General features: G+C 72.3%; 19 protein-coding genes. 5 read left to right on the top strand and 14 right to left on the bottom strand.

The annotated features are described in order from the left end of the window. Positions 1-453: 453 nt before the first annotated feature. Entirely contained in the window at positions 454-1,461 is a 1,008-nt protein-coding gene (locus ACZ607_RS31495) for a stage II sporulation protein M (RefSeq protein WP_469740433.1), read from the bottom strand. A gap of 121 nt (positions 1,462-1,582) precedes the next feature. Between ACZ607_RS31495 and ACZ607_RS31490 the strand changes: the two genes are divergently transcribed. Next, positions 1,583-2,533, top strand: coding sequence for an RDD family protein (locus ACZ607_RS31490; RefSeq protein WP_469740431.1), 951 nt, complete (start codon positions 1,583-1,585; stop codon positions 2,531-2,533). Positions 2,534-2,671: 138 nt separating this feature from the next. On the opposite strand, the gene ACZ607_RS31485 is transcribed toward ACZ607_RS31490, so the two are convergent. The 9 genes from ACZ607_RS31485 to ACZ607_RS31445 all read right to left on the bottom strand — a co-directional run bounded on the left by ACZ607_RS31485 (position 2,672) and on the right by ACZ607_RS31445 (position 13,212). Then, positions 2,672-3,325, bottom strand: a complete 654-nt coding sequence (locus ACZ607_RS31485; protein WP_469740427.1) for a hypothetical protein — start codon at positions 3,323-3,325, stop codon at positions 2,672-2,674. A 126-nt stretch (positions 3,326-3,451) separates the two neighbouring features. Then, positions 3,452-4,909, bottom strand: a complete 1,458-nt coding sequence (ahcY, locus tag ACZ607_RS31480; RefSeq protein WP_469740425.1) for an adenosylhomocysteinase — start codon at positions 4,907-4,909, stop codon at positions 3,452-3,454. 262 nt (positions 4,910-5,171) lie between these two features. Continuing rightward, a complete protein-coding gene (locus ACZ607_RS31475) occupies positions 5,172-6,227 on the bottom strand; it encodes a cation diffusion facilitator family transporter (protein ID WP_469740422.1) in 1,056 nt (351 codons plus the stop codon). A gap of 87 nt (positions 6,228-6,314) precedes the next feature. Beyond that, on the bottom strand, positions 6,315-7,547 hold the full coding sequence (manA, locus tag ACZ607_RS31470; protein WP_469740420.1) for a mannose-6-phosphate isomerase, class I: 1,233 nt from the start codon (positions 7,545-7,547) through the stop codon (positions 6,315-6,317). Positions 7,548-7,604: 57 nt separating this feature from the next. Then, positions 7,605-8,741, bottom strand: a complete 1,137-nt coding sequence (locus ACZ607_RS31465; protein WP_469740418.1) for an SIS domain-containing protein — start codon at positions 8,739-8,741, stop codon at positions 7,605-7,607. Positions 8,742-8,781: 40 nt separating this feature from the next. Beyond that, entirely contained in the window at positions 8,782-8,964 is a 183-nt protein-coding gene (locus ACZ607_RS31460; RefSeq protein ID WP_469740416.1) for a Trm112 family protein, read from the bottom strand. Between the two features lie 502 nt (positions 8,965-9,466). After that, positions 9,467-10,834, bottom strand: coding sequence for a phosphomannomutase/phosphoglucomutase (locus ACZ607_RS31455; RefSeq protein ID WP_469740414.1), 1,368 nt, complete (start codon positions 10,832-10,834; stop codon positions 9,467-9,469). 61 nt (positions 10,835-10,895) lie between these two features. Further along, positions 10,896-12,512 (bottom strand): L-lactate permease, encoded by a 1,617-nt coding sequence (locus ACZ607_RS31450; RefSeq protein ID WP_469740412.1) that lies wholly within the window; start codon positions 12,510-12,512, stop codon positions 10,896-10,898. Positions 12,513-12,840: 328 nt separating this feature from the next. Beyond that, on the bottom strand, positions 12,841-13,212 hold the full coding sequence (locus ACZ607_RS31445) for a DUF3499 domain-containing protein (protein WP_053929176.1): 372 nt from the start codon (positions 13,210-13,212) through the stop codon (positions 12,841-12,843). A gap of 322 nt (positions 13,213-13,534) precedes the next feature. Between ACZ607_RS31445 and ACZ607_RS31440 the strand changes: the two genes are divergently transcribed. After that, positions 13,535-13,963 (top strand): metallopeptidase family protein, encoded by a 429-nt coding sequence (locus tag ACZ607_RS31440; protein ID WP_469740408.1) that lies wholly within the window; start codon positions 13,535-13,537, stop codon positions 13,961-13,963. Positions 13,964-14,025: 62 nt separating this feature from the next. Here the strand turns inward: ACZ607_RS31440 and ACZ607_RS31435 are convergent, their stop codons facing one another. The 3 genes from ACZ607_RS31435 to ACZ607_RS31425 form a co-directional block, all read right to left on the bottom strand. Continuing rightward, on the bottom strand, positions 14,026-15,630 hold the full coding sequence (locus ACZ607_RS31435; protein WP_469740406.1) for a DUF5719 family protein: 1,605 nt from the start codon (positions 15,628-15,630) through the stop codon (positions 14,026-14,028). Then, positions 15,627-19,481 (bottom strand): glycosyltransferase family 2 protein, encoded by a 3,855-nt coding sequence (locus ACZ607_RS31430; protein ID WP_469740402.1) that lies wholly within the window; start codon positions 19,479-19,481, stop codon positions 15,627-15,629. Before ACZ607_RS31430 ends, ACZ607_RS31435 begins: the two co-directional genes overlap by 4 nt. 258 nt (positions 19,482-19,739) lie before the next feature. Beyond that, a complete protein-coding gene (locus ACZ607_RS31425; protein WP_031093859.1) occupies positions 19,740-20,003 on the bottom strand; it encodes a WhiB family transcriptional regulator in 264 nt (87 codons plus the stop codon). 659 nt (positions 20,004-20,662) lie between these two features. On the opposite strand from ACZ607_RS31425, the gene ACZ607_RS31420 reads away from it, so the two are divergent. From ACZ607_RS31420 to ACZ607_RS31410, 3 genes are all read left to right on the top strand, one after another. Next, positions 20,663-21,163 (top strand): cysteine dioxygenase, encoded by a 501-nt coding sequence (locus ACZ607_RS31420; protein ID WP_469740399.1) that lies wholly within the window; start codon positions 20,663-20,665, stop codon positions 21,161-21,163. Positions 21,164-21,280: 117 nt separating this feature from the next. After that, positions 21,281-22,237, top strand: coding sequence for a 2-phospho-L-lactate transferase (gene cofD, locus ACZ607_RS31415; protein ID WP_469740394.1), 957 nt, complete (start codon positions 21,281-21,283; stop codon positions 22,235-22,237). Continuing rightward, on the top strand, positions 22,234-23,556 hold the full coding sequence (locus ACZ607_RS31410) for a coenzyme F420-0:L-glutamate ligase (RefSeq protein ID WP_469740392.1): 1,323 nt from the start codon (positions 22,234-22,236) through the stop codon (positions 23,554-23,556). The genes cofD and ACZ607_RS31410 overlap by 4 nt, the downstream gene beginning before the upstream one ends. Before the next feature lie 8 nt (positions 23,557-23,564). Here ACZ607_RS31410 and ACZ607_RS31405 read toward each other — a convergent pair whose 3' ends face one another. Then, positions 23,565-24,581 carry a DNA-3-methyladenine glycosylase family protein gene (locus tag ACZ607_RS31405; RefSeq protein WP_469740390.1) on the bottom strand — a complete coding sequence of 339 codons (1,017 nt, stop codon included), beginning with the start codon at positions 24,579-24,581 and terminating at the stop codon, positions 23,565-23,567. Between the last annotated feature and the right edge of the window lie 118 nt (positions 24,582-24,699).

The following is a 24,699-nucleotide window of genomic DNA, read 5'->3' as shown; positions in this document are numbered from 1 at the left end:
GGCGCTTCCCTTCGTTCTTGCGTTTCCGACTCTATCAGACTCTTTCGTGTCCGATTCCCGGCCGAAGCGGGTTCCTGCTGTTTCGCTTTCCAGTTTTTCGCTTTCGCGTTTCCCTTTCCGGCGGTTCCAACTTTACCAGACTCTTTTCCGTTCCGTTTCCGGCCCGAATTTGATTCCGGTGGCCTGTGGAGTGGCCTTTGCCTTTCGGCTGACTCGACTTTATCAGAAGCAATTCGGCCGGAGCGAATCCGACTTTTGCTTGAAAGAGAAGAATCGATCGGCTCTGCGAGGAGCATGTCCTCTGCACGAGCGAGATGAACTTTAGACGTTCCCGATCGAGCTGTCCAGCTCTTTGGAACCGTTAAAATCTACCTCCCCACACAGGCCGTGTCAACAGTCTTTGTGGGCGACCTGAAGGCTAGCAGGTCAGCAGCCCCGCATGCACATCGGCCCTCAGGCCGCGGCGGGGAGCTCGGCGCTGCGCTCCGCTTCCTCCAGGTCTCCGGTGTCGCCGGCGCGGGCGGCCCGGCCTCCGAGGACGTAGACGTAGGCGAGAAAGGCCAGTTCAGCAGCGACGCCGATGGTGATGCGGGCCCAGGTGGGAAGGCCTGACGGGGTGACGAAGCCTTCGATGACGCCGGAGACGAAGAGGACCAGCGCCAGGCCGACGGCCATGCCGATCGCGGCACGCCCTTGCTGGGCCAGGGCCGAGCGCCGCGTACGTGGCCCCGGGTCGATGACCGTCCAGCCGAGACGAAGGCCTGTGCCCGCCGCGACGAAGACCGCGGTGAGCTCGAGGAGGCCGTGCGGCAGGACAAGACCGAGGAAGGTGTCCAGGCGGCCGGCCGAGGCCATCAGGCCGATCCCGACGGCGAGGTTGAGGACGTTGACGAAGAGGATCCAGACCACCGGCAGGCAGAGGAACGCCCCCAGCACCAAGCACATGGCCGCCGCCTGCGCGTTGTTCGTCCAGACCTGGGCCGCGAAGGAGGCCGCGGGGTGGCTGGAGTAGTACGTCTCGTATTCGCCGCCGGGCATGGTCAGCGCGCGCAGGTCCTCCGGAGCTGCGATCGACGCCTGGACCTCCGGATGTGTGCCGATCCACCAGCCGATGACGGCCGCCAGCAGGGTGGAGAACACGGCGGTCGGTATCCACCAGTGCCGCGAGCGGTAGACGGCCGCCGGAAAGCCGGCGGTCAGGAAGCGTGCGGCGTCCCGCCATGACGCACGCCGGGTCCCGGTGACGGTGGAGCGTGCGCGGGCCACGAGTTGTGTGAGGCGAGCCGTCAGTATGGGGTCCGGGGCACTGGACCGGATCAAGGACAGATGCGTGGCGGTGCGCTGGTAGAGGGCGACGAGTTCGTCCGCCTCCTCGCCTGTCAGGCTGCGTCCTCGGTGTAGAAGATGGTCCAGGCGGTCCCACTCGGTGTGGTGGGTGGTCACGAAGACGTCGAGATCCATGGTCGGCTGCTGCTCCAGGCATGGGTGCGTACGGGTCCGTACTACGGCGGTGCGCTGCGGGTCAGCTTGGCAGACTGTGACGCAGAGGGGCAGGGAAGGTCGGCGAGGGGTGGGTGGGGCGATGAATGAGCTCGTGACCGGAGACGCGGTCGTACTGGGGTTGCAGCCGGCGAGGTTGCCCAGCCGGGCGTTGGCGATCGCCATCGATCTCGCTGTGGTCCTCTCCGTTTTCGTGCTGCTCTCCATCGGTCTGGCCGTGGCGACCGTGACGCTCGACGAGGCGGCGACCGCTGCGATCGCCGTCGCCACCTTCCTTCTTGTGCTGGTGGGTGGGCCGGTCGCGGTCGAGACGCTCAGCCATGGCCGTTCCCTCGGAAAGCTCGCCTGCGGGCTGCGGGTGGTCCGCGACGACGGCGGGCCGATCCGGTTCCGGCACGCGCTCGTCCGAGGTGCGATGGGGCTGGTCGAGATCCTGGGGACGTTCGGGGTCGTGGGCTGCATCGCCTCCCTGGTGTCCGCCCGCGGCCGCCGCCTCGGTGATGTGTTCGCGGGGACCCTTGTCGTACGGGAGCGGGTGCCGGCGGGGCGGGCTCTCGCCGTTCCCCCGCCCCCGCCCTGGCTGGTGGGCCGTTTCGGGCAGCTGGACCTCTCGGGTGTGCCGGACGGGCTCTGGCTGGCCATCCGCCAGTACCTGACGCGGATGAACCAGCTCGATGCCACGGTGCGCGGGTCCATGGCCGAACGCCTGGCCACGGACCTCGTCGCGCGTACGGGTGTCCCGGTGCCGGCAGGGGTTCCCGCTGCTGCCTATCTGGCGGCCGTGGTGAACGAGCGGCAGGCCCGGGACGTCCGGAGGGTGACCGCGGCGGCGGGCCGCACCGGCCTGGCCGGAGTGCCGGTCGTCGGAGGCGCGCCGGGCTTTTCACCCGTCCCCGTGAACGGGGAGCACGCCGGTGGGTGGGCGGCGCAGCCCCCGCCGACCGGCCCCACCGCAGCGCCGGCGACTCCCGTCGGCAAGGACGTGGACGGGCCCGGGCCCCAGGCCCCGACCGGCTTCGCCCCACCCGCCTGAATCGTCGTTCCCGTGGCGGAGTCCGCCGCCTCACTCGCCTTCGTACGAGCCCGGGCCCGCCTGATCGGCCTGTCCACGGTCCTGCCGGTTGTGCCGGTTGTGCCGGTCGGTCCGGGGCCGGTACTCCAGGGCCGCCGCTCAGGCCTCGTCCGGCGCGTCCCGGTCGCCGTCCGTCGCGCGGGGCATGGCGGAGGGCGGGGATTCCAGGTGTTCGAGCTCGATGCCCGGCGCCGCCAGCACCACGTCACCCGCGATGTGTACGGCGTGCTGATCACCGGTGTCCAGCGCGTTGACCTGGTATTCGTCCACGATCAGGGGCCCGTTGTCAGTGGCGTGCGCTTCACTGTTCAGCAGCGACCAGGACTGGTCGACGGTACGGGGGGCGAGGACCGGGTCCGTGAAGGTGACCAGACGGACGCGGGTCGCGGGGGAAGCGGGGGTGAGGCGCAGGAGCCGGGCGGTGGCGATGAGGAAAGCGGGGGATGTGCCGGAGAAGGTGTGGGCGCGGACATTGCCTTCGGTGGCATGAGCGCCGGTGGGGTCGGTCCGTACCCAGGTGACCCCGTCGAGGGCGGCACCGCGGATCTGCCAGCTCGCGGCGTGCAGTTCGAGGCGGATGGGGCGACCGAGCTCGTCCAGGGCCAGATCGACGGAACCCAGGTGGGCGCCCGAGGGGGCCGTGGTCTGGGAGACATAGCGCCAGCCTGAGGGGCCGGGCGCGCAGTGGAAGTGTTCTTCGCCGAGGGGGGTGTGGTCGTGGAGATCGTGGAGCGAATAACGGCCGCGGGGCATGGGGTCCTTCGGGTTCCTCGGGCTGTGCGGGTGCGGTACGGGGCAGGCCCCCGGCACGGGGGTGCGGGGGCCTGCGCTCGGACCTGCTGCTGAGGGCTGCGCCGGCCGGTGGCCGGCGCGGCCGGCTCAGTAGCGGTAGAGGTCGGACTTGAACGGGCCTTCCACCGGCACGCCGATGTAGTCGGCCTGCTCCTGGCGCAGGGTCGTGAGCTTCACGCCCAGCGCGTCGAGGTGGAGCCGGGCGACCTTCTCGTCCAGGTGCTTCGGCAGCACGTAGACGTCCGTCGGGTACGCCTCGGGCTTCGTGAACAGCTCGATCTGGGCCAGGGTCTGGTCCGCGAACGAGTTGGACATGACGAACGAGGGGTGACCGGTCGCGTTGCCGAGGTTCAGCAGACGGCCCTCGGACAGCACGATCAGGACCTTGCCGTCGGCGAACGTCCAGGTGTGGACCTGCGGCTTGACCTCGTCCTTGACGACGCCGTCGATCTTCGCCAGGCCGGCCATGTCGATCTCGTTGTCGAAGTGGCCGATGTTGCCGACGATGGCCTGGTGCTTCATCCGGGCCATGTCGGAGGCCATGATGATGTCCTTGTTGCCCGTGGTCGTGACGAAGATGTCCGCGGTCTCCACCACGTCGTCCAGCGTCGTGACCTGGTAGCCGTCCATCGCGGCCTGCAGGGCGCAGATCGGGTCGATCTCCGTGATGATCACTCGGGCGCCCTGGCCGCGGAGGGACTCCGCGCAGCCCTTGCCCACGTCGCCGTAGCCGCAGACGACGGCGGTCTTGCCGCCGATGAGGACGTCGGTGGCGCGGTTGATGCCGTCGATCAGGGAGTGGCGGCAGCCGTACTTGTTGTCGAACTTCGACTTGGTGACCGCGTCGTTGACGTTGATCGCCGGGAAAAGGAGGGTGCTGTCGCGGTGCATCTCGTACAGCCGGTGCACACCGGTCGTGGTCTCCTCGGTCACGCCGCGGATCTCGGACGCCAGCTGGGTCCACTTCTGCGGGGACTCGCCGAGCGTGCGGTTCAGCAGGGTGAGGATGTACGCGTACTCCTCGCTGTCCGCGGTCGAGGGGTCCGGGGCTTCACCGGCCTTCTCGAACTCGACGCCCTTGTGGACGAGGAGGGTGGCGTCGCCCCCGTCGTCGAGGATCATGTTCGGGCCGCCGGTGGGGGTGTTCGGCCAGGTCAGGGCCTGCTCCGTGCACCACCAGTACTCTTCCAGGCTCTCGCCCTTCCAGGCGAAGACCGGGACGCCTGCGGGGGCGTCCGGGGTGCCGTTCGGACCGACCGCGATCGCGGCGGCGGCGTGGTCCTGGGTGGAGAAGATGTTGCAGGAGGCCCAGCGGACCTCGGCGCCCAAGGCGACGAGGGTCTCGATGAGCACCGCCGTCTGCACGGTCATGTGCAGCGAACCGGTGATCCGGGCGCCGGCCAGCGGCTGCGTGGCGGCGTACTCCTTGCGGATCGACATCAGGCCGGGCATCTCGTGCTCGGCGAGGGTGATCTCCTTGCGCCCGTAGGCGGCGAGGGAAAGGTCGGCGACCTTGAAGTCCTGGCGATTGGCGGCCGTCGTCATAACGGGCTGCTCCTCGTAGTGGGTCGAGGGTGGACTGGCTGGCTCTGCGGCGGCCACGGACACACGAATGCCCGGGCGATCCGCAGTGCAGTCCGTCGGAGGCCCTCTCTCCCTCGGCCGGTCCGCTTCCGCGAACCGATCGACCGCCATCAGCAGCGACGTCTGGTACTCCCCCGAATCTACACCGAACGGCCCAGTGAGCCCCAGCCCGCCTGAGGGGCGGCGTGGGGAACGGGGCCGTTCGGGGCCGATCCTCAGCGGGTCAGTGGCCTGATCCGGCCGGTGCGTCGCCGGCCGGCGCATCACCCGCAGGCGCATCCCCCGCAGGTGCATCGCCCGCAGGTGCGTCGCCGGGGGTCGAGGGGCCGCCCGGAGCTTTTCCGGGGTTGATGCCGGCCGCGGCGGCCGCCTCGTTGTAGATGTCGGGTTCGAGGTAGATGACCCGGGCGATCGGGACGGCCGCGCGGATCCGGTGCTCGGCGGCGTTGATCGCCTCGGCGACCTCGGCGGCGGACTCCTCGGCGCGCACCGCGATCTTGGCCGCCACCAGGAGCTCTTCCGGGCCGAGGTGGAGCGTGCGCATGTGGATGATGCGGGTGACGGTGTCGCCGTCGACCACCGAGGCCTGGATCTTCTCGACGTCCTCGATCCCGGCCGCCTCGCCGAGCAGCAGCGACTTCGTCTCCGCCGCCAGGACGATCGCGATCACGATCAGCAGGATGCCGATGCACAGGGTGCCGATGCCGTCCCACACGCCGTTGCCGGTGCCCAGGGCGAGGCCGACGCCGCCGAGGGCCAGGACCAGGCCGACGAGCGCGCCGAAGTCCTCCAAGAGCACGACGGGGAGCTCGGGCGCCTTGGCGCGGCGGACGAACTGCGTCCAGGACAGCTTGCCGCGGGTCTGGTTGGACTCCGCGATGGCCGTACGGAAGGAGAAGCCCTCGGCGATGATCGCGAAGACGAGCACCCCGACCGGCCAGTACCAGGCCTCGATCTCGTGCGGGTGCTTGATCTTCTCGTAGCCCTCGTAGATCGCGAACATGCCACCGACGGAGAACAGCACGATGGACACGAGGAAGGCGTAGATGTAGCGCTCGCGCCCGTAGCCGAAGGGGTGTTGGGGTGTCGCCTCCCGCTGGGCCTTCTTGCCGCCGAGCAGCAGGAGCCCCTGGTTGCCCGAGTCCGCCAGTGAGTGGACGCTCTCAGCCAGCATCGACGAGGAGCCACTGAAGAGGAACGCCACGAATTTGGCCACTGCGATCGCGAGGTTGGCGGCGAGTGCCGCCACGATCGCCTTGGTTCCGCCTGACGCGCTCATGGGTGCCTGGTGTCCCTTCCTCGGTGCTGCGGCACGGGCGCCGCGTTACGGCCGGACATTGTTGCAGCCGTTCGTGCGGACCGTACGTCAGACCAGTACGGTCGCACGGAAGAGTGTTCCCTCACCGGCCACTTCCACCGCTTCGTCGGCCGGGACGAATACGGATTCACCGGGTGCCAGGGCGATTCCGCCCGCCCGTGGTGCGCCTGCCGTGCACAGCAGGATCTGCGCGGTGGCCGCCGTGAGGTCGACGGGGGCGCCGCCGGACGGCAGGACGTAGCGGGAGAGCCGGAATTCGTCGACGGGCGTCTCGTACACCTCCTCGCCGGAGGGCGCGGCCTCGGGGCGCAGGATGCCGGGCTCGGTGGCCTCGAAGCGGACGATGCGCAGCAGTTCGGGGACGTCGACGTGCTTGGGGGTCAGGCCGCAGCGCAGCACGTTGTCCGAGTTGGCCATGATCTCGACGCCCAGGCCGCCGAGGTAGGCGTGCGGCACGCCCGCGCCGAGGAACATGGCCTCGCCGGGCTGGAGTTGTACGTAGTTCAGCAGCATGGCCGCGATGACGCCGGGGTCGCCGGGGTAGTGGTGGGCGATCTGGGCGTACGGGGCATGGGCGCCGCCGAGCCGTTCGGCGGCCTCGGCCGCTTCCGCGACGGTGTGCGCCATCTCGTCGGGGTCGGCGGTGAGGATCGCTGTGAGGACCTCCCGCAGGGCGCCGTCCTCGGGGCGGGCGCGGAGCAGGTCCACGTAGGGCTTGAGGGAGTCCACGCCGAGGGCGGCTATCAGGTCCGCGGCCTCGGCGGGCCGGCGGAAGCCGCAGAGCCCGTCGAAGTGCGTGAGCGCGCAGATCAGTTCGGGCTTGTGGTTGGCGTCCTTGTAGGTGCGGTGCGGTGCGTCGATCGGGACGCCCCGGAGCTCCTCGTCCGCGTAGCCCGCCTGTGCCTGCGCGAGGTCGGGGTGCACCTGGAGGGACAGCGGGGCGCCGGCCGCGAGGAGCTTGAGCAGGAAGGGGAGCCGGGGCCCGAAGGCGCGGACGGTGGCGGCGCCGAGTTCGCGCTCGGGGTCGGCCGCGATGACGTCCGTGAGGGACAGCTCACCACCGGCTCCGGAGCCCGTGGTGCCCGTACCCGTGGTGTCCGTACCCGTGGTGTCCGTGGTGTCCGTGGCAGCGGGCCGGGTGAGGCGTGAAGGGGCTCCCGGGTGGGCTCCCATCCACATCTCGGCCTGCGGTTCGCCGGTCGGGGCTGTGCCGAGCAGCTCGGGAATGGCCGTGATGGACCCCCAGGCGTAGGGGCGCACGGTGTTGGAGAGCCGGTCCATGGAGATGTGTCCTCGTGGGATGTACGGGGCGGGGTGCCCGGGGGTGGCGGCGGGCCGTCAGGCCCGGTTGTCCGAGGCCAGGGAGGCGTAGACGGCGGTGAAGTCGGTGACCGCGAGGAGTTCGGCGAGGGCTTCGAGTTCGCTGCCCTCCTCCGGTTCGAGCTCGCTGATCGCGGTGTCGTGGCTCAGGGCCAGTTCACGGGCGGCCGGGCCCGCGGTCAGGCCGCCGGCGGGCCGGTCGCGGAGCAGGACGACACGCGCCCGCATGGCTTCGGGCTCGTCCACCCGGTCCCGGAAGAAGTCGTCGGGGTCGGCGCCCGCAGCGAACGCTCCGGCGAGCAGCCCTCCGTGGGAGGGCAGCGCCTCCGGCAGCTCGGCCACCAGTGCCGGGCGGCCGGCGAGCTCGGCCAGGACGGCGGCGAACCGGCGCCCGACGGGGCCCGCGGCCTCGCCCTCCGTCCAGACGAGGGGCAGGCTGTCGGCGAGTTCCGCGGCGAGGGTCTTGGCCGGGTTGCTGTACGTGGCGATGGCCGGACCGCAGCGTTCCGCGGTGCGGTCCAGGCGGTCGGCGACCTTCTGCAGCGTCTCCGTGGACGCGGCGATCAGGCCGACCCGGTCCAGCAGGGCGAGGAGCGGGGTGAGCAGGGCCCAGAGCGTGCCGGGTCCCGCGGCCGAGGTCTCGGCGTCGTACTCGCCGTGCGGGGCGGCCGCCATGGGGACGACGAGTCCGTGCACCCCGTCGACGGCCTCGCGGAGCGGGGAGCGGACGGGCGCGACGGCGACGACGGTGCAGCCGCGGCGGTAGGCCTGTTCGGCGAGCAGCGCGAGGCCGGGTTCCGAGCCGTCGGCCGTGACGATGAGCAGCAGGTCCACGGATCCGGCCCAGCCGGGCAGGGCCCAGCGCAGCGCTCCGGCGGCGGCCGCGACCCCGGTGGGGCGGATCGGGATGACGGGCGCGGAGGCGCCGGCGAGGGCGCCGATCAGGTCGGCGACGCCGGACGCGGCGGTGCCGGGTCCGGCCACGAGGACGGCCCGCGGCCGGCCCTCGGGTGCCAGGTTGCCGATCCCCGCCTCGGCGGCGTGCCGGGTGGCGGTGCGCACGCGGGCTCCGGCCTCGGCGGCACCGCGCAGCAGACCTCGCCGGTCGGCTCGGGCCAGTGCTTCCGGTGCGTCGAGCAGCGACTCGTCGAGCATGGTGGTGGGCCTCCGATCACCGTGCTGATCAGGGTGCGGGTTACGCGGGGCGGCGGGCCTCGTCGACGAGGAGCACCGGGATGCCGTCCCGCACCGGGTAGGCGAGACCGCAGTCCGCGCCGGTGCAGACCAGCTCGGGGTTCTCGGCCGCGGACCGGTCGTCGAGCTCGGCGTGGCAGGCCGGGCAGGCGAGGATCTCCAGAAGGCCGGCTTCGAGCGGCATGGGGTGGGTCCCTTCGGGCATGCGGTGCGGATCCGGTACGGACCCGGGTTCGGGCCCCCGGAGCTCGGGGCGTGGTCAGCCTACCGCTGGGCCGGGAGGGTCGCGGCCCGGCGGGTCCCGCCCGGCAGGGCATACGTCGGCGGGACGCGACGGGCGGTCGGCAGGGGCATGGTGGGCACACACAACCCCCGCGCCGCCGACGGACGGCCCGGACGAGGAAAACCCCCCGGGCCCCACGCGACCGGCGGGAGCACGGGCGAAGAGAGCCCCGGCCCACGCCCGACGGACGGGCAGCGCGGATGAGAAAGGCACCCAGCCACGCGCGCCGCCCGCAGGCAACACGGCCGTGGTGGGCCCTGGGCGCAGGCACCACCAGCGGGCGCCGGACGAAGAGTGTGCACGCCCCGCCGACCGGCAGCACGCACGCGGAAAGCACCCCGGCCCCGCGCGCCACCCGCAGCCAACACAGCCGTGGCGGGCGCAGGGAGTCCGTCCGCAGTGGTCAGGCGCGGACGACGGCCAGGACCTCGTCGCGTACCGCCGTCATGGTCTTCTCGTCCCGTGCCTCGACGTTCAGGCGCAGCAGCGGCTCCGTGTTCGAGGCGCGCAGGTTGAACCACCAGTCCGGGCCGGTCACGGTCAGTCCGTCGAGCTCGTCGAACCGCACGTCGTCGCGGTGGTCGTACGCCGCCCTGATCGCCGCAAGCCGCTCCGCCTGGTCGGCCACGGTGGAGTTGATCTCGCCGGAGCCCGCGTAGCGGTCGTACCGGTCGAGGAGCCCGGAGAGCGGGCCATCCTGGCCGCCGAGCGCGGCGAGGACGTGGAGGGCGGCGAGCATGCCGGTGTCGGCGTTCCAGAAGTCGCGGAAGTAGTAGTGCGCGGAGTGCTCGCCGCCGAAGATCGCGCCGTGCTCGGCCATCTCGGCCTTGATGAAGGAGTGGCCGACGCGGGTGCGGACGGGAGTTCCGCCGTTCTCCCGTACGACCTCGGGGACCGACCAGGAGGTGATCAGGTTGTGGATGACGGTGCCCTTGCCGCCGTTGCGCGCCAGCTCGCGGGCGGCGACCAGGGCCGTGATCGCGGACGGGGACACGCCCTCGCCCCGCTCGTCGACGACGAAGCAGCGGTCGGCGTCGCCGTCGAAGGCGAGTCCGAGGTCGGCGCCCTCGGCGAGGACGCGGGCCTGGAGGTCGACGATGTTCTTCGGGTCGAGGGGGTTGGCCTCGTGGTTCGGGAAGGTGCCGTCGAGCTCGAAGTACATGGGTACGAGGTCGAGCGGGAGGCCCGCGAAGACGGTGGGCACGGTGTGGCCGCCCATGCCGTTGCCGGCGTCCACGACGACCTTGAGCGGCCGGATCGCGGAGAGATCGACGAGGCCCAGCAGGTGTGCGGCGTAGTCGTCGAGGGTGTCGCGTTCGGTGACGGTGCCGGGGGTCACGGCGTCCACGGCGGGGAGGCCGTGCTCCGACCAGTTCTCGACGAGCGTGCGGATCTCGGTGAGACCGGTGTCCTGGCCCACCGGCGCCGCTCCGGCGCGGCACAGCTTGATGCCGTTGTACCGCGCCGGGTTGTGCGAGGCCGTGAACATCGCCCCGGGGAGGTCCAGCGCCCCGGAGGCGTAGTACAGCTGGTCCGTCGAGCAGAGCCCGATGAGGGTCACGTCGGCACCGCGCGTCGTCGCACCGCGGGCGAAGGCGGCGGCCAGGCCGGGCGAGGACGGCCGCATGTCGTGGCCGATGACGATCGCGTCCGCGTCGGTGACCTGGACGAAGGCGGCGCCGAACAGTTCGGCGAGCGACTCGTCCCACTGGTCGGGCACGACTCCGCGCACGTCGTACGCCTTCACGAGCTGCGACAGATCAGCAACCACGGCCGGTCCTCCTGGGATCTTTACGGACCGCCCAAACTACCCGGCTGCCCCGGGCCGCCCGTCAGGGGAGCATCCAGCCCAGCACCACCGTGCTCTGCGCCATCACGATCAGGCACATCACCAGCAGCAGACCGAGGCTCCACGGCAGGACCTTGCGCAGCAGATCGCCCTCGCGTCCGGCGAGCCCGACGGCCGCGCAGGCGATCGTCAGGTTCTGCGGGGAGATCATCTTGCCCAGCACTCCCCCGGAGCTGTTGGCGGCGGCGAGGAGCACGGGCGAGAGGCCCGACTCCCGCGCGGCGGAGACCTGGAGCGCGCCGAAGAGGGCGTTGGCCGAGGTGTCGGATCCGGAGACGGCGACGCCGAACCAGCCGAGCACCGGCGAGAGGAAGGCGAGCCCGGCGCCCGCCGCTGCGACGGACTGGCCGATGGTGGCGGCCTGTCCGGAGAGGTTCATGACGTAGGCGAGGGCGAGCACGGACGTCACGGTGAGGATCGCGTACCGCAGTTCGTGCACGGTGGCCGCCCACTCCCGCACCGCGGCCCCCGCCCGTACGCCGATGACGAACGCCGTGATCAGGCCCGCGAGCAGGACGAGCGTGCCGCCGGTGCCGAGGAGCGGGAGGGAGAACACGTTGGCGCCGACCGGTTCACCGTCGGGTCCCGCGACATCGAGGAACGGCCAGTCGAAGACGCGCGTCGCCTCGGCCAGCAGCCGCTTGACGGGCGGGATCTGGGCGATCGAGAAGACCGCGACGATCAGGGCGTACGGGGCGTAGGCGCGCAGCACCTCGCGGCGCGGGTCCTCCACGTCGAGGTCCTCGCTGCGTACGCCCGTCAGCACGGCCGCGCGTACGGGCTCGTCGGCGGGCTTGCGGGCGCCGGGCAGGGCGATCAGCGCGCCCGCGCCCACCAGTGCCGCCGCGATGTCGGCGAGTTGTGCGGAGACGAAGTTGGACGCGGCGAACTGTGCGACGGCGAAGGCCACGCCGCAGACGAGCGCGGGCATCCAGGTCTCCCGCAGCCCTCGCCTGCCGTCGACCAGGAAGACCAGGATCAGCGGGACGACGAGCGCGAGCAGCGGGGTCTGGCGGCCCACGACGGTCGCGACGTCGTCCAGCGGGAGTCCGGTGACCTGGGCGAGCGTCACCACGGGCGTGCCCATGGCGCCGAAGGCGACCGGCGCGGTGTTGGCGACCAGGGAGACGACGGCGGCCTTCACGGGGTCGAAGCCGAGCGCGACGAGCATGACGGAGCAGATCGCGACGGGGGCGCCGAAGCCGGCGAGCGCCTCCAGGAGCGCGCCGAAGCAGAAGGCGATGACCAGCGCCTGGATGCGGGGGTCGTCGGAGACCCGGCCGAAGGAACGTCGCAGGATGTCGAAGTGCTGGGTGCGCACCGTCATCCGGTACACCCAGAGGGCGTTGACGACGATCCACATGATGGGGAAGAGCCCGAAGAGGACGCCCTGCGCCCCCGCGGACAGGGTCTGCCCGACGGGCATGCCGAAGGCCAGCCAGCCGACGAGCACGGCGACGGCGAGGCCGATGAGTCCGGCGAGGTGGGCCTTCATACGGACGGCGCCGAGCAGGACCAGCACGGTCACCAGTGGCAGGGATGCGACAAGAGCGGACAGACCGAGCGAATCGGCTACGGGTTCGAGTTGCTGGACAAACACACAGGCCTCCCCGGATTCCGTGATGCGGAAGCGATCTCTCACGGGTGGGGGAATGGTCGTGTCCGCGACAAGCCAGCGTCAATGCTCCGTACCGGAAAAGTTCTTCGGAGCTCGGACCGGTGGAAGACCGGAGAAGGGCCCGACGGGGCACCGGGGAAGGCCCGGACGGCGATGTGACGGGTGAGGCCGGCGGGACGGACGGTGCGTCCTCAGCCCGGGGAGCGCGGTCCCCGGAGGTGACCGACTCCGTACGGCGAACGGTGTCTCAGGAACCCGGAGAGCGCGACACCCGGAGGTGACCTAAAAAAACAGCGGGACGGACGGTGCGTCAGGAGTCCGGGGAGCGCAGCACCCGGAGGTGACCTCGGCGCGCGACCTCCACCGGGTCCGCCGCCCGGGGGCCTCGGCCGCCCTGTTGCCGGTCCTGGGGCCTGGCCGCCTCGCGGACGGCGTTGGCGAGCGCTTCGAGATCGTCGCCGCTGGGGCGGGTGGGAGCCGAGGGGTCGGAGAGCCGGACGACTTCCCAGCCGCGCGGCGCGGTGAGCCGCTCGCCGTGCTCGGCGCAGAGGTCGTAGCAGTGGGGCTCGGCATAGGTGGCGAGCGGGCCGAGGACCGCGGTCGAGTCGGCATAGACGTACGTCAGTGTCGCGACGGCGGGACGGCCGCACGCGGTTCGCGAACAGCGACGTACAGGGCTCACGATGTTGGACGGTACCGCACTCTTGAGCGGGCTGCGACGACTCTCCCTCAGCTCACCCCGTCGTGTCGCCCCGCGAACCGGGCCCGGCGCGGGTCTCGCGCAGCCGTTCCGACCTGCGCGGGGAGCCTCTGCTGGCCGGTCCACGCGGGGTGGCCGGGGCTCCACGGGGGAAGCCGACCGGTCGTTCGACGGAAGGCCCACGATCGGATCGTGGGCCGGAATCGCACGCGATCCTGGCCGGAATGTTCATCTTGGGACACATGACGGACCGGTGGAGAAGCCGTGATCGCCTCGGCCCGAGGAGAGTTACGCTGCGTCGGTGATGGACAGTTCCGTACCGCCCCTCCCGTCCGAGCCCCGGCCCCGGCGCCGCGACCGTCATGGCCGCGGCATGCGCGGACCGGTCGCCCCGCCGCAGGTGCCGCTGTCCGTCAGCAGGGCCGAGAGCTTCCGGGATCTCGTCCAGGACTCCGTGGAGCGGCTGGAGCGCCGCTGGCCGCAGCTGGCGGACGTGGACTTCATGGTCCTCGATGTGCCGGGCTCACTGGAGGAGACCGTGCCGCTGGGGCGCGCGCTGTCCGCGGCGAAGGGCCGGCCCGCCCAGATCGTCGTCTACCGCCGCCCCGTCGAGATCCGCACCAAGAGCCGCGACGAGCGCGCCCTGCTGGTGCACGAGGTCGTCGTGGAGCAGGTCGCGGAGCTGCTCGGCCTCGCGCCCGAGTCGGTCGACCCGCGCTACGGGCAGGACTGACCGCCCCGCGCCCCCAGTCGTCAGTTCTCAGTCGTCAGTTCTCAGCCGCCGGTCGCCAGTCGTCAGTCGTCCAGGACCGTCAGGTCCTGCTCCGCCTCGGGCACCTCGACCGTGCCCCCGTCGTCCTGCAGCGTCTGCACGGTGAACATGTCGATGCCGCCCTCCGGGATCGTGAGCGTACGGGCGGCGTGCACCGGGCCGCCCGACTCGGTCTCCACCGTCAGGGCATAGCCGCCCTTGAGGCCGGCCGGGGCCTCGGGGGTGACCTCCAGCGTCGTGCCGCCCTTGACCGTGTACGTCTTGACGGCCGCCTCGCCGCCCTCGCTGCCGGCCGACGCCGTGACCTTGACCTTGGCCGTCGCGCCCGGGGCGGTCAGGGAGAGCACCGATCCCTTGGCACGGTTGTCGGCGGCGGTCGCGCGCTCGCCCACCGGGCCGGTCGCCGGGATGAACGCGACCTCCTGCTTGGCGCCGGTGCCGCGCACCACACGCAGCGCGGCCACCACCGGGGTGCTGCTCCCGTCCGTGGGGGTCAGCCGGAGCGATCCGGGCTCCCCCCGGGTGACGTTCTTGAGGTCGACGCTCGCGGTCATCCGGGACTTGATGTGCAGGGTGTCGTTGCCGGCCGGGGAGAACGTCCCGTTCTTGCCGATGAGCTGGACCTTCACATCGGCGTCGTCCTCCCCGGGCGCGAACGCCACCAGCCGTACGGAGGTGGCGTCGGCCGGGATCCCGGGCAGGATCTGGGTGCCCGCCGGGTCGGCGGAAGCGGCCAGCCAGTCGCTGCCCACCTCGTCCTCGGCGGCGCTCACGACCGCGCCGACACGCCCCGAGCGGGTGGTGACGTGGACGGTCACGTTCTCGGCGGCCTCGCCGGTCAGGGTCGAGATCAGCAGCGGGACGCTCGACCTGGCCGGGACGGTGATGCCCTCCCCGACGTCGGACTTGAGGGGGCCCTCGGCGCCGTACAGCTCGATGTCGGCGACGGCGGCGGTGTCGTCGGGGTTGGTGAGGTGGACGTAGTCCTGACGGGACGCCCCGGTGCTCGCGCCCGGGAACCAGAAGTCCGTGTCGGGGGCGGTGCAGCTGACGCCGAGCAGTCCCCGGGCACCGCCCGCGGCGGCCGTGGTGGTCTGCTGGGTGGTCCAGCCGGGGGCGAACCGGTCGGTGGCGGTGCCGACGAGCGCGGGGGCTCCGGACTTGGAGGTCTCGGCGGTGACCGGCTTGCCGAGGTCCTTGAGGGAGACGACGGGCTTGGTGTCCGCCGCCTTCTCCTTGTCGTCGGCCTTCGCCTCGTCGTCCGCCTTGTCCTTGTCGTCCGCCTTCTCCTTGTCACCGGCCTCGGTCTTGCCGTCGGAGTCGGTCTTGTCGTCGGGGCCGTCGGCCGGCTCGTCCTCGTCCGCGGGCAGGGCCTCGGCCGCCTTGAGCTCGGCGGCGCCGTCCTTCGGGCCGTCCTTCGCCGCCGGGGTGAAGGACGTGTACGTCGTCTCCGCCAGATCGGACGTGCTCGGCGCCGGGCAGAGCAGGCTGGAGCGCTCGACGGGAAGCCGGGCGGCGGCCTTCGCCTCCGTCGCACCGACGTCGCCCGGCACGGTGAGCGCGGCGAAACCGGTGACGGCGGCGAGGGCGACGACGCCCGCGATGAGGGACAGGGGGGTGGACTTCACTCGGACTCGCCTCGCGATGCGTTGCCGTTGCCGTTGCCGTTGCCGTGGCGCCACGGGTCCTGGCCCGGGGTCGCGTTCTCGTCGTGCCCGTCATGCCCGTCGTACGGGGCGGCTTCGCCGGCCCCGGTGGCATAGGGCTGCTGCTGGGCGTAGCCGTACGGGTCGTAGGCGCCCTGCTGCTGGTACGGGTCCTGCTGCTGGTAGGGATCGGCCTGGTAGTACTGGCCGGCGTCCTGCCCGCCCTGGTACTGGCCGTAGTCGGCGCCCTGGTACTGCTGCGCGTCCCACTCCCCGTACTGCTGCTGCGGGACCGCCGCGTAGGTGCCGGTGCCGTCCTGGGCGTCCGGGACGGCGGCGTACGTCCCCGTGCCGTCCTGATCGCCCTGGACCACTCCGTACGTCCCCGTGCCGTCCTGGTCGCCCTGGCCACCGGCGTACGGGTCGGCGTTCTGCTGCGCCGGGATGTACTCCCCCGGCGCCTGCTCCTGCACGCCGTGGGCCGCCTCGGTGTAGCCGGTCGCGGGGCCCGTGCCGTCCTCGTGGTGGGCCGGCGCCGCGTCGTCGCCCGACGCGGCCGCCTCCGCCTGGGCCGCGGCACGCAGCCTGCGGGCCCGGCGGCCCTCCCCGGCGACCGGCTCGGCCGCGACGGCCTCGGTCTCCTCGGGCAGGTCGTCGTCGATCTCCCGGCGGCGGCCCGGCAGGGCCATGACCACCAGGACGACACCGAGCGCCACCTGCGCCCAGACCCAGGCGGTGTGGGTGACGGGTTCGTCGTAGGTGAGGTCCAGCGTGCCGCCCTCGGTGGGCAGCTCGAAGCCCTGCGCCCAGCCGTCCACGGTCTTCGGCGTGAGCGCCCGGCCGTTCAGCGTGGCCTGCCAGCCCGGGTCGGCCGCGTCGGCGATCCGCAGCACCCGGCCGGAGTCGCCGTCGGGGATCTTGCTGTGCGCCTCGACGGCCAGCGACCCGACGGGCACCGGCAGGGCGCCCGCGCCGGAGGGGATGATCGCGACCCGGGACACCTGACGGTCGACCCGCCACAGGGCGCTGCCGTCCAGCTGGCTGAGCCGGCTCAGGCCGGGGGTCGAGTCCAGCACCCGGCTCATCTCGCGGGGCGCTCCGTCCCGTACGAGGACGTAACGGATCGCGAAGCCGCTGAGCTGGCTGCCCTGGTCGGCGCCGGACCCCGCGACCAGGTTGGCGACGACCTTGTCGAGCTGGGCGTTGCTGCCCCCGGCCTCGGTGAGCTCGGCATCGCCCAGACGGGCACCCGAACCGCGCACCAGGCTGTAGGAGACGGCGGCGGGTGAGGTGCCCCCGAGCACCAGCGTGCGCGCCTGGTCGCGGGTGCTGCTCTCCTCCGCGACGAAGGCCGGCACCTGCACGGGGTCGCGCCGCTCCACCGGACCGGCCGCCCCACCGATCATCCAGCCCACCGCGGCCAGCACCGGGGCGAGCCCGGCGGCCAGGGCGATGAGTGCGGCGACCGGCTGCCGCCAGCCGAAGCTCAGCGCGGCGACCCGGACCCGGGCACCGTCCGCGCCGAGCAGCGCCGCGGCGAGCAGCGCGATGCCGTAGACGAGGGTGGCCGGCCCCGCCCAGGTGGAGCCGTTGGAGAGCGCGGCGAAGACCAGGGAGACGAGCACGACGACCCAGGTGGTGCGGATCGCGAACTGCCGCTCCCCGCGCAGCAGCGCGGCCAGCGCCGCCAGCACGATGCCCAGCAGCAGGACGCCGCCCGCCGCCTTGGGGCCGCCGGGGCTGATGCCGAGCAGGTCGAGGGCGGACGCCGAGCCCGAACCGATGTCGAGGCCGGCCTCCTTCAGGAAGTCCGACGGGCTGCTCAGCAGGGAGAGCGACCAGGGCGCGAGGACCAGGACCGGGGTTCCGGCCGTGGCCAGGAAGCGCAGTCCGTACGCGGCGATGTCGCCCCGCCGCAGCACGAGCACGCCGATGCCGAGGACCACCGCGAGCGGCCAGACGATCGGCGTGAAGGCCATGGTGAAGGTGAGCAGCAGGGTGTACGCCCAGGTGGCGCGCCAGCTGCCGCGTGCGGTGGAGCCGTCCCCCCGCAGCCCGTGCGCGGCGACGGCCGCGCGGGCGATCAGCGGGAGCAGCACGGCCAGGACGGCCGTGCCCAGCCGCCCGGTGGCCAGCGCCCCGGTCGCGGCGGGCAGGAAGGCGTACGCGACGCTCGCCCAGGCCCGCAGGAGCCGGGACTCGATCAGCGGCCGGGAGGCGAAGTACGCGGTGAGCCCGGCCAGCGGGACCGAGCAGACGAGCAGGAGGGTGAGCACGAAGCCCGTGGAGCCGAGGAACAGCGCCGAGAGGGCGGCGAGCACACCGAGGTAGGGCGGCGCCGACTGCGTGCCGCCGGTACCGACGGGGTGCCAGCCGTCCGCGTAGCGCCCCCAGAGGTCGGAGACGTCCGCGGGGGCGGGCAGCAGGGCGCCGCCCGCCAGGGCGCCGCTGCCGAGCAGACCACGGCAGGCGACCAGCGAGACGAGGAGGAGGAGCGCGAAGAGCACGGGGCCGGGCTTGCGGCCGACCTTCTTGAGCCGTGCGAACTGCTCGATCTCCAGGAAGTCCGCGTCGTCACCGCCGGGACCGGACTCGACCGCTCCGTGCCGTGAACCGCCGGAGTCGGAGTCGGTGCGGTTGCCGAAGTTGCCCGCGACCTGTTCGACGGTGGCCCGGACCGTGGCACCGGGCGGCGGGAAGAGCGACCGCAGCTCGGCCGCGTCCACCGCCCCTCCCTTGCGCGCGCGGCGCGCGGCGAGGATCCGGCCGGGGCGCAGCAGGGTGCCGAAGAGTCCGGCGACCTCGTCGAGCGCCTGCCCGGGCACCTTGCCGACGAGATAGGCGAGGGTGCGCAGCAGGGTGCCGACGACGAGACGGAGCAGGGCCCACGGAAGCTGTTTGCCACGGGCGTTGACGAGCATCGTGTAGACGGCGCCGGCCTTGTCGACGCGGTGCGGGCTGGCGACCGAGCGTCCGGCGCAGTCGATGGGGCGGCGTTCCCTGGCGGAGGCCTCGGCGTGCCGCAGGACGGCGTCGGGGGCGATGAGCACCCGGTGTCCTGCCATGTGGGCGCGCCAGCAGAGGTCGACGTCATCACGCATCAGGGGGAGCCTGCGGTCGAAGCCGCCGAGCTCCTCCCAGACGTCACGGCGCACCAGCATGCCGGCGGAGGAGACGGAGAGCACCGTACGGACCTGGTCGTGCTGGCCCTGGTCCTGCTCGCGGCGGTCGAGGCCGGTCCAGCGGCGCCCGCTGTTGGCGATGGAGACGCCGACCTCGAGGAGCTGCTTGCGGTCGTACCAGCCGCGCAGCTTGGGTCCGACGATCGCGGCGTGCTTGTCGTTGTCGACGACGCGGAGCATCTCGGCGAGCGCGTCCGGTTCGGGCGCGCTGTCGTCGTGCAGCAGCCAGAGCCACTGGACGGGTTCACCGTGCGGGAGCTCCGGCAGGTCGTACGCGTCGTCCCGCCAGCTGCGGGTGACGGGGTCCCAGCCGCTGGGGCGCTTCAGGTACGGCAGGTCGTCCGGGGTGAGGACGCCGGCGGTGCGGGTCGCCTCCTCGACGGCGGTGCCGAAGCTCGTACGCCGCGCCAGGTGCAGGACGCGCTCACCGCCGAGCGCCTCGGTGACCAGGTGGGCGGAGTCGTCGGCGCTGCCGGTGTCGGCGGCGACGACGTTCTGTACGGGGCGCTCCTGCCCCAGCAGTCCGGCCAGCACGTGGGGCAGCCAGCGTGCGCCGTCGTGCGAGACGAGGACGGCGGTGACGACGTGGCGGGGGAACTCAGGGGCGGCGGCGGCCGCGTTCGGCGCCGCCGAGTGGCTGTGCACGGACATCGGGGTACGGGCCCTCCGGCCGGGTCCGGAGGGGGGTCCCCCCGGGGGCTGCATCGGTGTACACGCGCGCCCCGGCGGGGCGTTGGCGCGTCTCTCGGACGGGGCCCCACACTAACGGTACGGATGTCCGCCCCGCGCCGAGCGGTTGACCGGCGGGAACCCGAAGCGGCCCGGCATGCCGATGGCCTGGGGGCCGCGCCCTGTGTCACAGGGTGCGGCCCCCAGGCCATCGCCGTCCCGGCGTCCGGCTGCGCGGCGTCAGATGGCCGCCTTCTTCAGCCGTCGCCGCTCGCGCTCGGAGAGGCCGCCCCAGATCCCGAACCGCTCGTCGTTGTTGAGGGCGTACTCAAGGCATTCGGAGCGGACTTCGCAGGCGAGACAGACCTTCTTGGCCTCGCGGGTGGAGCCGCCCTTCTCGGGAAAGAAGGACTCGGGGTCGGTCTGGGCGCACAGCGCGCGCTCCTGCCAGCCGAGCTCTTCGTCCGCGTCCTCGACCAGCAGTTGCTGGAACAGCTCGGTCATGTGCGCCCCTCGTCTGTCTCTTGCGTCCCCGTGATGCGGCCGTTATCGATGCGGCCGAACGACACGAGTGAAATTACAAGTGTGTAGCTTCGGGCCAGTCAAGCGAAGATCTGCTATTGGCCTTGGTATTCACTCTGCGGAACCAAGCGTATGCGCTAAGTGTCCAAATCGCCAAAAACCTGACATATGCCACCGTCGCCATCCGGCTCGACTTCTCAGGGTGTGAGACGAGCGAGGCGGTCCCGATGTTTCGATTTGATCACCGGAGCGACCAAGATCACAGTAGGGTCACGGACTTTCAACCGCGTTTACGGACACGGTTGATGCGCCACCTTGCCCCTGTTGTGGGTGCCAAAACCTTTCTCCATCCACTTCAACCGGATGGGGTGAAACATTGCCGCCAAATCGGGCATTGAGTTGACACGGGATGAACCCACCCGGTCTCCTTGACACCATGCACGCGACCGCAGTGACGTACACGACCCACATCCGTGGGTTCCGTACGGCTGTCCAGGCTCGCTGTTGCTGTTCCAGCTGTCACAGCTGTTGAGCCGTCGCGCTCCAGCTCTGATCCAGCTCTTCGTTTCATCGCATTCCGGTCACCCCAGGCTCGGGGACCTCCCGCACGCGCACCCACATGCCGAGGAACCACCGCACCCATGAACAGCGACAGCGACCTTTCGATCGCCGGCGACATCCTCGAGGTCCAGCACCTCCTCCAGCCGGCCAGCCCCCACCCCTCCACCGTGGCCGGGTTCGTCGGCCTCGCCCGCTCCATCGCCGCCGACCGCGACCGGTGGGCACCGCTCGTCCGGTACGACACCACGACCCGCTGGTACCACCGGCTGCATACAGGGCCCGGTTACGAGGTCTGGCTGCTGAGCTGGGTCCCCGGCCAGGGCAGCGGCCGTCACGACCACGGCCTCTCCTCCGGCGTACTCACGGTCCTGGAAGGCGAGTTGACCGAGCACACGGCACGCGGGGCGCAGCCCCTGGACGCCGGCGCGCAGCGCGTCTTCGCCCCTGGCTACGTCCACGAGGTCGTCAACGACTCCCTGGAGCCGGCCGTCAGCCTGCACGTCTACTTCCCGGGCCTGACCGACATGCCCATGCACGCGGCGCAGTGCGCAGCACCCGCCGAGGACGCCGTACCGGCCTGACACCCCCACCCGTCGCCCACCACCACCCCCACAACGATCAGGCTTCGCCTGACAGCCCCACCCGTCGCCCGCCACCACCCCCACAACGATCAGGCTTCGCCTGACAGACTGTTGGGCATGCGCATTGTGGTTCTGGCCGGCGGTATCGGTGGTGCTCGTTTCCTGCGTGGCCTCAAACAGGCCGCGCCCGACGCGGACATCACGGTGATCGGCAACACCGGCGACGACATCCATCTGTTCGGACTGAAGGTCTGCCCCGACCTCGACACCGTGATGTACACCCTCGGCGGTGGCATCAACGAGGAGCAGGGCTGGGGGCGTACCGACGAGAGCTTCCAGGTCAAGGACGAGCTCGCGGCGTACGGGGTGGGGCCCGAGTGGTTCGGTCTCGGCGACCGTGACTTCGCGACCCACATCGTCCGTACGCAGATGCTCTCCGCGGGCTACCCGCTGAGCGCGGTCACCGAGGCCCTCTGCGCCAGGTGGAAGCCGGGGGTCCGGCTGATCCCGATGTCCGACGACCGCGTCGAGACGCATGTCGCGGTGGACGTCGACGGCGAGAGTAAGGCCGTCCACTTCCAGGAGTACTGGGTGAAGCTGCGCGCCTCCGTGCCCGCGCAGGCCGTCGTGCCGGTGGGCGCGGAGCAGGCCAAGCCCGCGCCGGGCGTGCTGGAGGCCATCGCCGAGTCCGACGTGATCGTCTTCCCGCCGTCGAACCCCGTGGTGTCGGTGGGCACCATCCTCGCCGTCCCCGGCATCCGGGAGGCGATCGCCGACGCCGGGGTCCCGGTCGTCGGGCTCTCCCCGATCGTCGGGGACGCGCCCGTGCGCGGCATGGCCGACAAGGTGCTGGCCGCCGTGGGCGTCGAGTCCACCGCGGCCGCCGTCGCCCAGCACTACGGTTCGGGTCTGCTCGACGGCTGGCTCGTCGACAGCGTGGACGAGGGAGTGGTCGGCGAGGTCGAGGCGGCGGGGATCCGCTGCCGCGCCGTCCCGCTGATGATGACGGACGTGGACGCCACCGCCGAGATGGCCCGGCAGGCCCTGGCGCTGGCCGAGGAGGTACGCGCATGAGCGCCGTGGCGGACGGGGCCGCGCCGTCGTACCGGGTGTGGGCGCTGCCCGGGATGCCCGAGGTGCGGGAGGGCGACGACCTGGCGAAGCTGATCGCCGCCACGGAGCCGGGGCTGGTGGACGGCGACGTCCTGCTGGTCACGTCGAAGATCGTCTCCAAGGCCGAGGGCCGGATCGTCGAGGCCACGGACCGGGAGGCGGCGATCGACGCCGAGACCGTCCGGGTGGTCGCCCGGCGCGGGACGCTCAGGATCGTGGAGAACCGGCAGGGGCTCGTCATGGCCGCCGCCGGGGTCGACGCCTCGAACACCCCGGCCGGCACGGTGCTCCTGCTGCCCGAGGACCCGGACGCCTCCGCCCGGCTCATCCGGGACGGCCTGCGGGACGCGCTCGGGGTCGAGGTCGGGGTCGTCGTCACCGACACCTTCGGCCGGCCCTGGCGCAACGGCCTCACCGACGTGGCGATCGGGGCGGCGGGGGTCAGGGTCCTGGACGACCTGCGGGGCGGCACCGACGGGTACGGCAATCCGCTGAGCGCCACCGTCGTGGCCACGGCCGACGAACTGGCCTCGGCCGGTGACCTGGTGAAGGGCAAGGCGGCCGGGCTGCCGGTCGCGGTGGTGCGCGGGCTCCCCCACGTGGTGGCGGACGCGTCCGGGGACGAGGGCGCCCGGGCGATGGTGCGGGTCGCGGCCGACGACATGTTCCGGCTGGGCACGTCCGAGGCGGTACGGGAAGCGCTGAACCTGCGGCGCACGGTGCGGGAGTTCACCGACGAACCGGTCGACCCCGGCGCCGTACGACGCGCGGTCGCGGCAGCCGTGACGGCTCCGGCGCCCCACCACACCACACCGTGGCGCTTCGTCCTGCTGGAGTCGGAGGAATCGCGCCACCGGCTGCTGGACGCCATGCGGGACGCGTGGATCGCCGATCTGCGGCGCGACGGGCGCAGCGAGGAGTCGGTCGCCAAGCGGGTGCGGCGGGGCGACGTCCTGCGCAACGCGCCGTATCTGGCGGTGCCGTGCCTGGTGATGGACGGCTCGCACACCTACGGGGACGAGCGCCGGGACACCGCGGAGCGCGAGATGTTCGTGGTCGCGGCCGGCGCCGGCGTGCAGAACTTCCTGGTGGCGCTCGCGGGTGAGCGGCTCGGTTCGGCGTGGGTGTCCTCGACGATGTTCTGCCGGTCCGTGGTGCGCGAGGTGCTGGACCTGCCGGAGTCCTGGGACCCGCTGGGCGCGGTGGCCGTGGGGCACCCGAAGGCCACTCCCCCGGCGCGGGCCGCCCGGGACGCGGGGGCGTTCATCACCGTGCGCTGAGGCGGGGGCTACAGCCGGGCGATGTTCCGGGGCGTCATCCTGGGCGCCCGGCGGGTCGGGGTGCGGCCCGAGAGCATGATCAGGCGGGTCGCGCGGTGGCGCTGGCCCTCGTACGGGGCGAGGAGCGCGAGCATCTCCTCGTCGTCGGCGTTCCTGTTGTCCGCCAGGGCGTGGCCGACGATGCCCGGCAGATGGAGGTCGCCGACCGTCACCGCGTCCGCCGCGCCGTTCGAGCGCTGGAGGGTCTCCGCCGCCGTCCAGGGGCCGATGCCCGGGATCAGCTGGAGCCGGGCCGACGCCTCCGGGAGCTCCATGGCCGCCGCCTCCTCCATGCGCCGGGCGACCCGGACCGCGCGCAGGATGGTGGCGGAGCGTTTGGCGTCCACGCCCGCGCGGTGCCACTCCCAGGACGGGATCAGTGACCAGGTCCTGGCGTCGGGCATGACGTACAGGCCGTACGTGCCGAACGTCACGTCGGCGGGGCCGGGCGCGGGGGTGCCGTAGGTGCGGACCAGCAGCCGCCAGGCGCGGTAGGCCTCGTCGGTGGTGACCTTCTGTTCCAGGATCGACGGGATCAGGGACTCCATGACCAGCCCGGTGCGAAGCAGCCGCAGTCCGGGCCGGCTGCGCTGGGTCAGGGCGAGCAGCCGGTGGCGCGGGCGGAATGCCTCGGGGGTGTCGCCCGCGCCGAGCAGCGCCGGGAGCCCGTCCAGGAGCCACTGCGCGCCCGGCCCCCAGGCCGCCGCCGAGACGCTGCCGCCGGAGGACGCCGAGACGCGCAGGGTGCCGGGGCCCGCCGGGGTGCGGGTCGCCCGCCAGAAGGATCCGTCGGGCAGCGCGCGGTACGTGGGGTCCGCGGGGCCGCGCCGCAGCGGGCTCAGGACCAGCCGGAGGTCGAGCGGGCCCGGCGGGGTCCAGCTCCGGGTCAGGGGCGTACGGTCCGCCGGCCCGGTCCCCGCACCGGCACCGGGCCCCGGCTCCTGCCGGGGCACATCGGTGGTGCGGGGTACGAAGCGTCCAGCCACGGGTGAGGTCCTCGGTCGTCGGGGTGCCTATCGAGGGTAAGGCCGACGGGGACCTCCCCGGCGCCGAAGAAGCCGGGCCACGGGCCACGGCCACCGGTCGTGGCTGACCGGTCCCCGC

The organism is Streptomyces sp. NPDC104381 (assembly GCF_055583745.1).
The sequence above is the reverse complement of the archived record's forward strand: the minus strand, read 5'-3'. Positions and strand labels throughout refer to the sequence as shown.

What these genes read in the sequence shown, in the direction of transcription:
- ACZ607_RS31495 (WP_469740433.1), bottom strand. Translation starts at nt 1,461, where the DNA reads ATGGATCTCGACGTCTTCGTGACCACCCACCACACCGAGTGGGACCGC.
- ACZ607_RS31490 (WP_469740431.1), top strand. Translation starts at nt 1,583, where the DNA reads ATGAATGAGCTCGTGACCGGAGACGCGGTCGTACTGGGGTTGCAGCCG.
- ACZ607_RS31485 (WP_469740427.1), bottom strand. Translation starts at nt 3,325, where the DNA reads ATGCCCCGCGGCCGTTATTCGCTCCACGATCTCCACGACCACACCCCC.
- ahcY (WP_469740425.1), bottom strand. Translation starts at nt 4,909, where the DNA reads ATGACGACGGCCGCCAATCGCCAGGACTTCAAGGTCGCCGACCTTTCC.
- ACZ607_RS31475 (WP_469740422.1), bottom strand. Translation starts at nt 6,227, where the DNA reads ATGAGCGCGTCAGGCGGAACCAAGGCGATCGTGGCGGCACTCGCCGCC.
- manA (WP_469740420.1), bottom strand. Translation starts at nt 7,547, where the DNA reads ATGGACCGGCTCTCCAACACCGTGCGCCCCTACGCCTGGGGGTCCATC.
- ACZ607_RS31465 (WP_469740418.1), bottom strand. Translation starts at nt 8,741, where the DNA reads ATGCTCGACGAGTCGCTGCTCGACGCACCGGAAGCACTGGCCCGAGCC.
- ACZ607_RS31460 (WP_469740416.1), bottom strand. Translation starts at nt 8,964, where the DNA reads ATGCCGCTCGAAGCCGGCCTTCTGGAGATCCTCGCCTGCCCGGCCTGC.
- ACZ607_RS31440 (WP_469740408.1), top strand. Translation starts at nt 13,535, where the DNA reads ATGGACAGTTCCGTACCGCCCCTCCCGTCCGAGCCCCGGCCCCGGCGC.
- ACZ607_RS31430 (WP_469740402.1), bottom strand. Translation starts at nt 19,481, where the DNA reads ATGTCCGTGCACAGCCACTCGGCGGCGCCGAACGCGGCCGCCGCCGCC.
- ACZ607_RS31425 (WP_031093859.1), bottom strand. Translation starts at nt 20,003, where the DNA reads ATGACCGAGCTGTTCCAGCAACTGCTGGTCGAGGACGCGGACGAAGAG.
- ACZ607_RS31420 (WP_469740399.1), top strand. Translation starts at nt 20,663, where the DNA reads ATGAACAGCGACAGCGACCTTTCGATCGCCGGCGACATCCTCGAGGTC.
- cofD (WP_469740394.1), top strand. Translation starts at nt 21,281, where the DNA reads ATGCGCATTGTGGTTCTGGCCGGCGGTATCGGTGGTGCTCGTTTCCTG.
- ACZ607_RS31410 (WP_469740392.1), top strand. Translation starts at nt 22,234, where the DNA reads ATGAGCGCCGTGGCGGACGGGGCCGCGCCGTCGTACCGGGTGTGGGCG.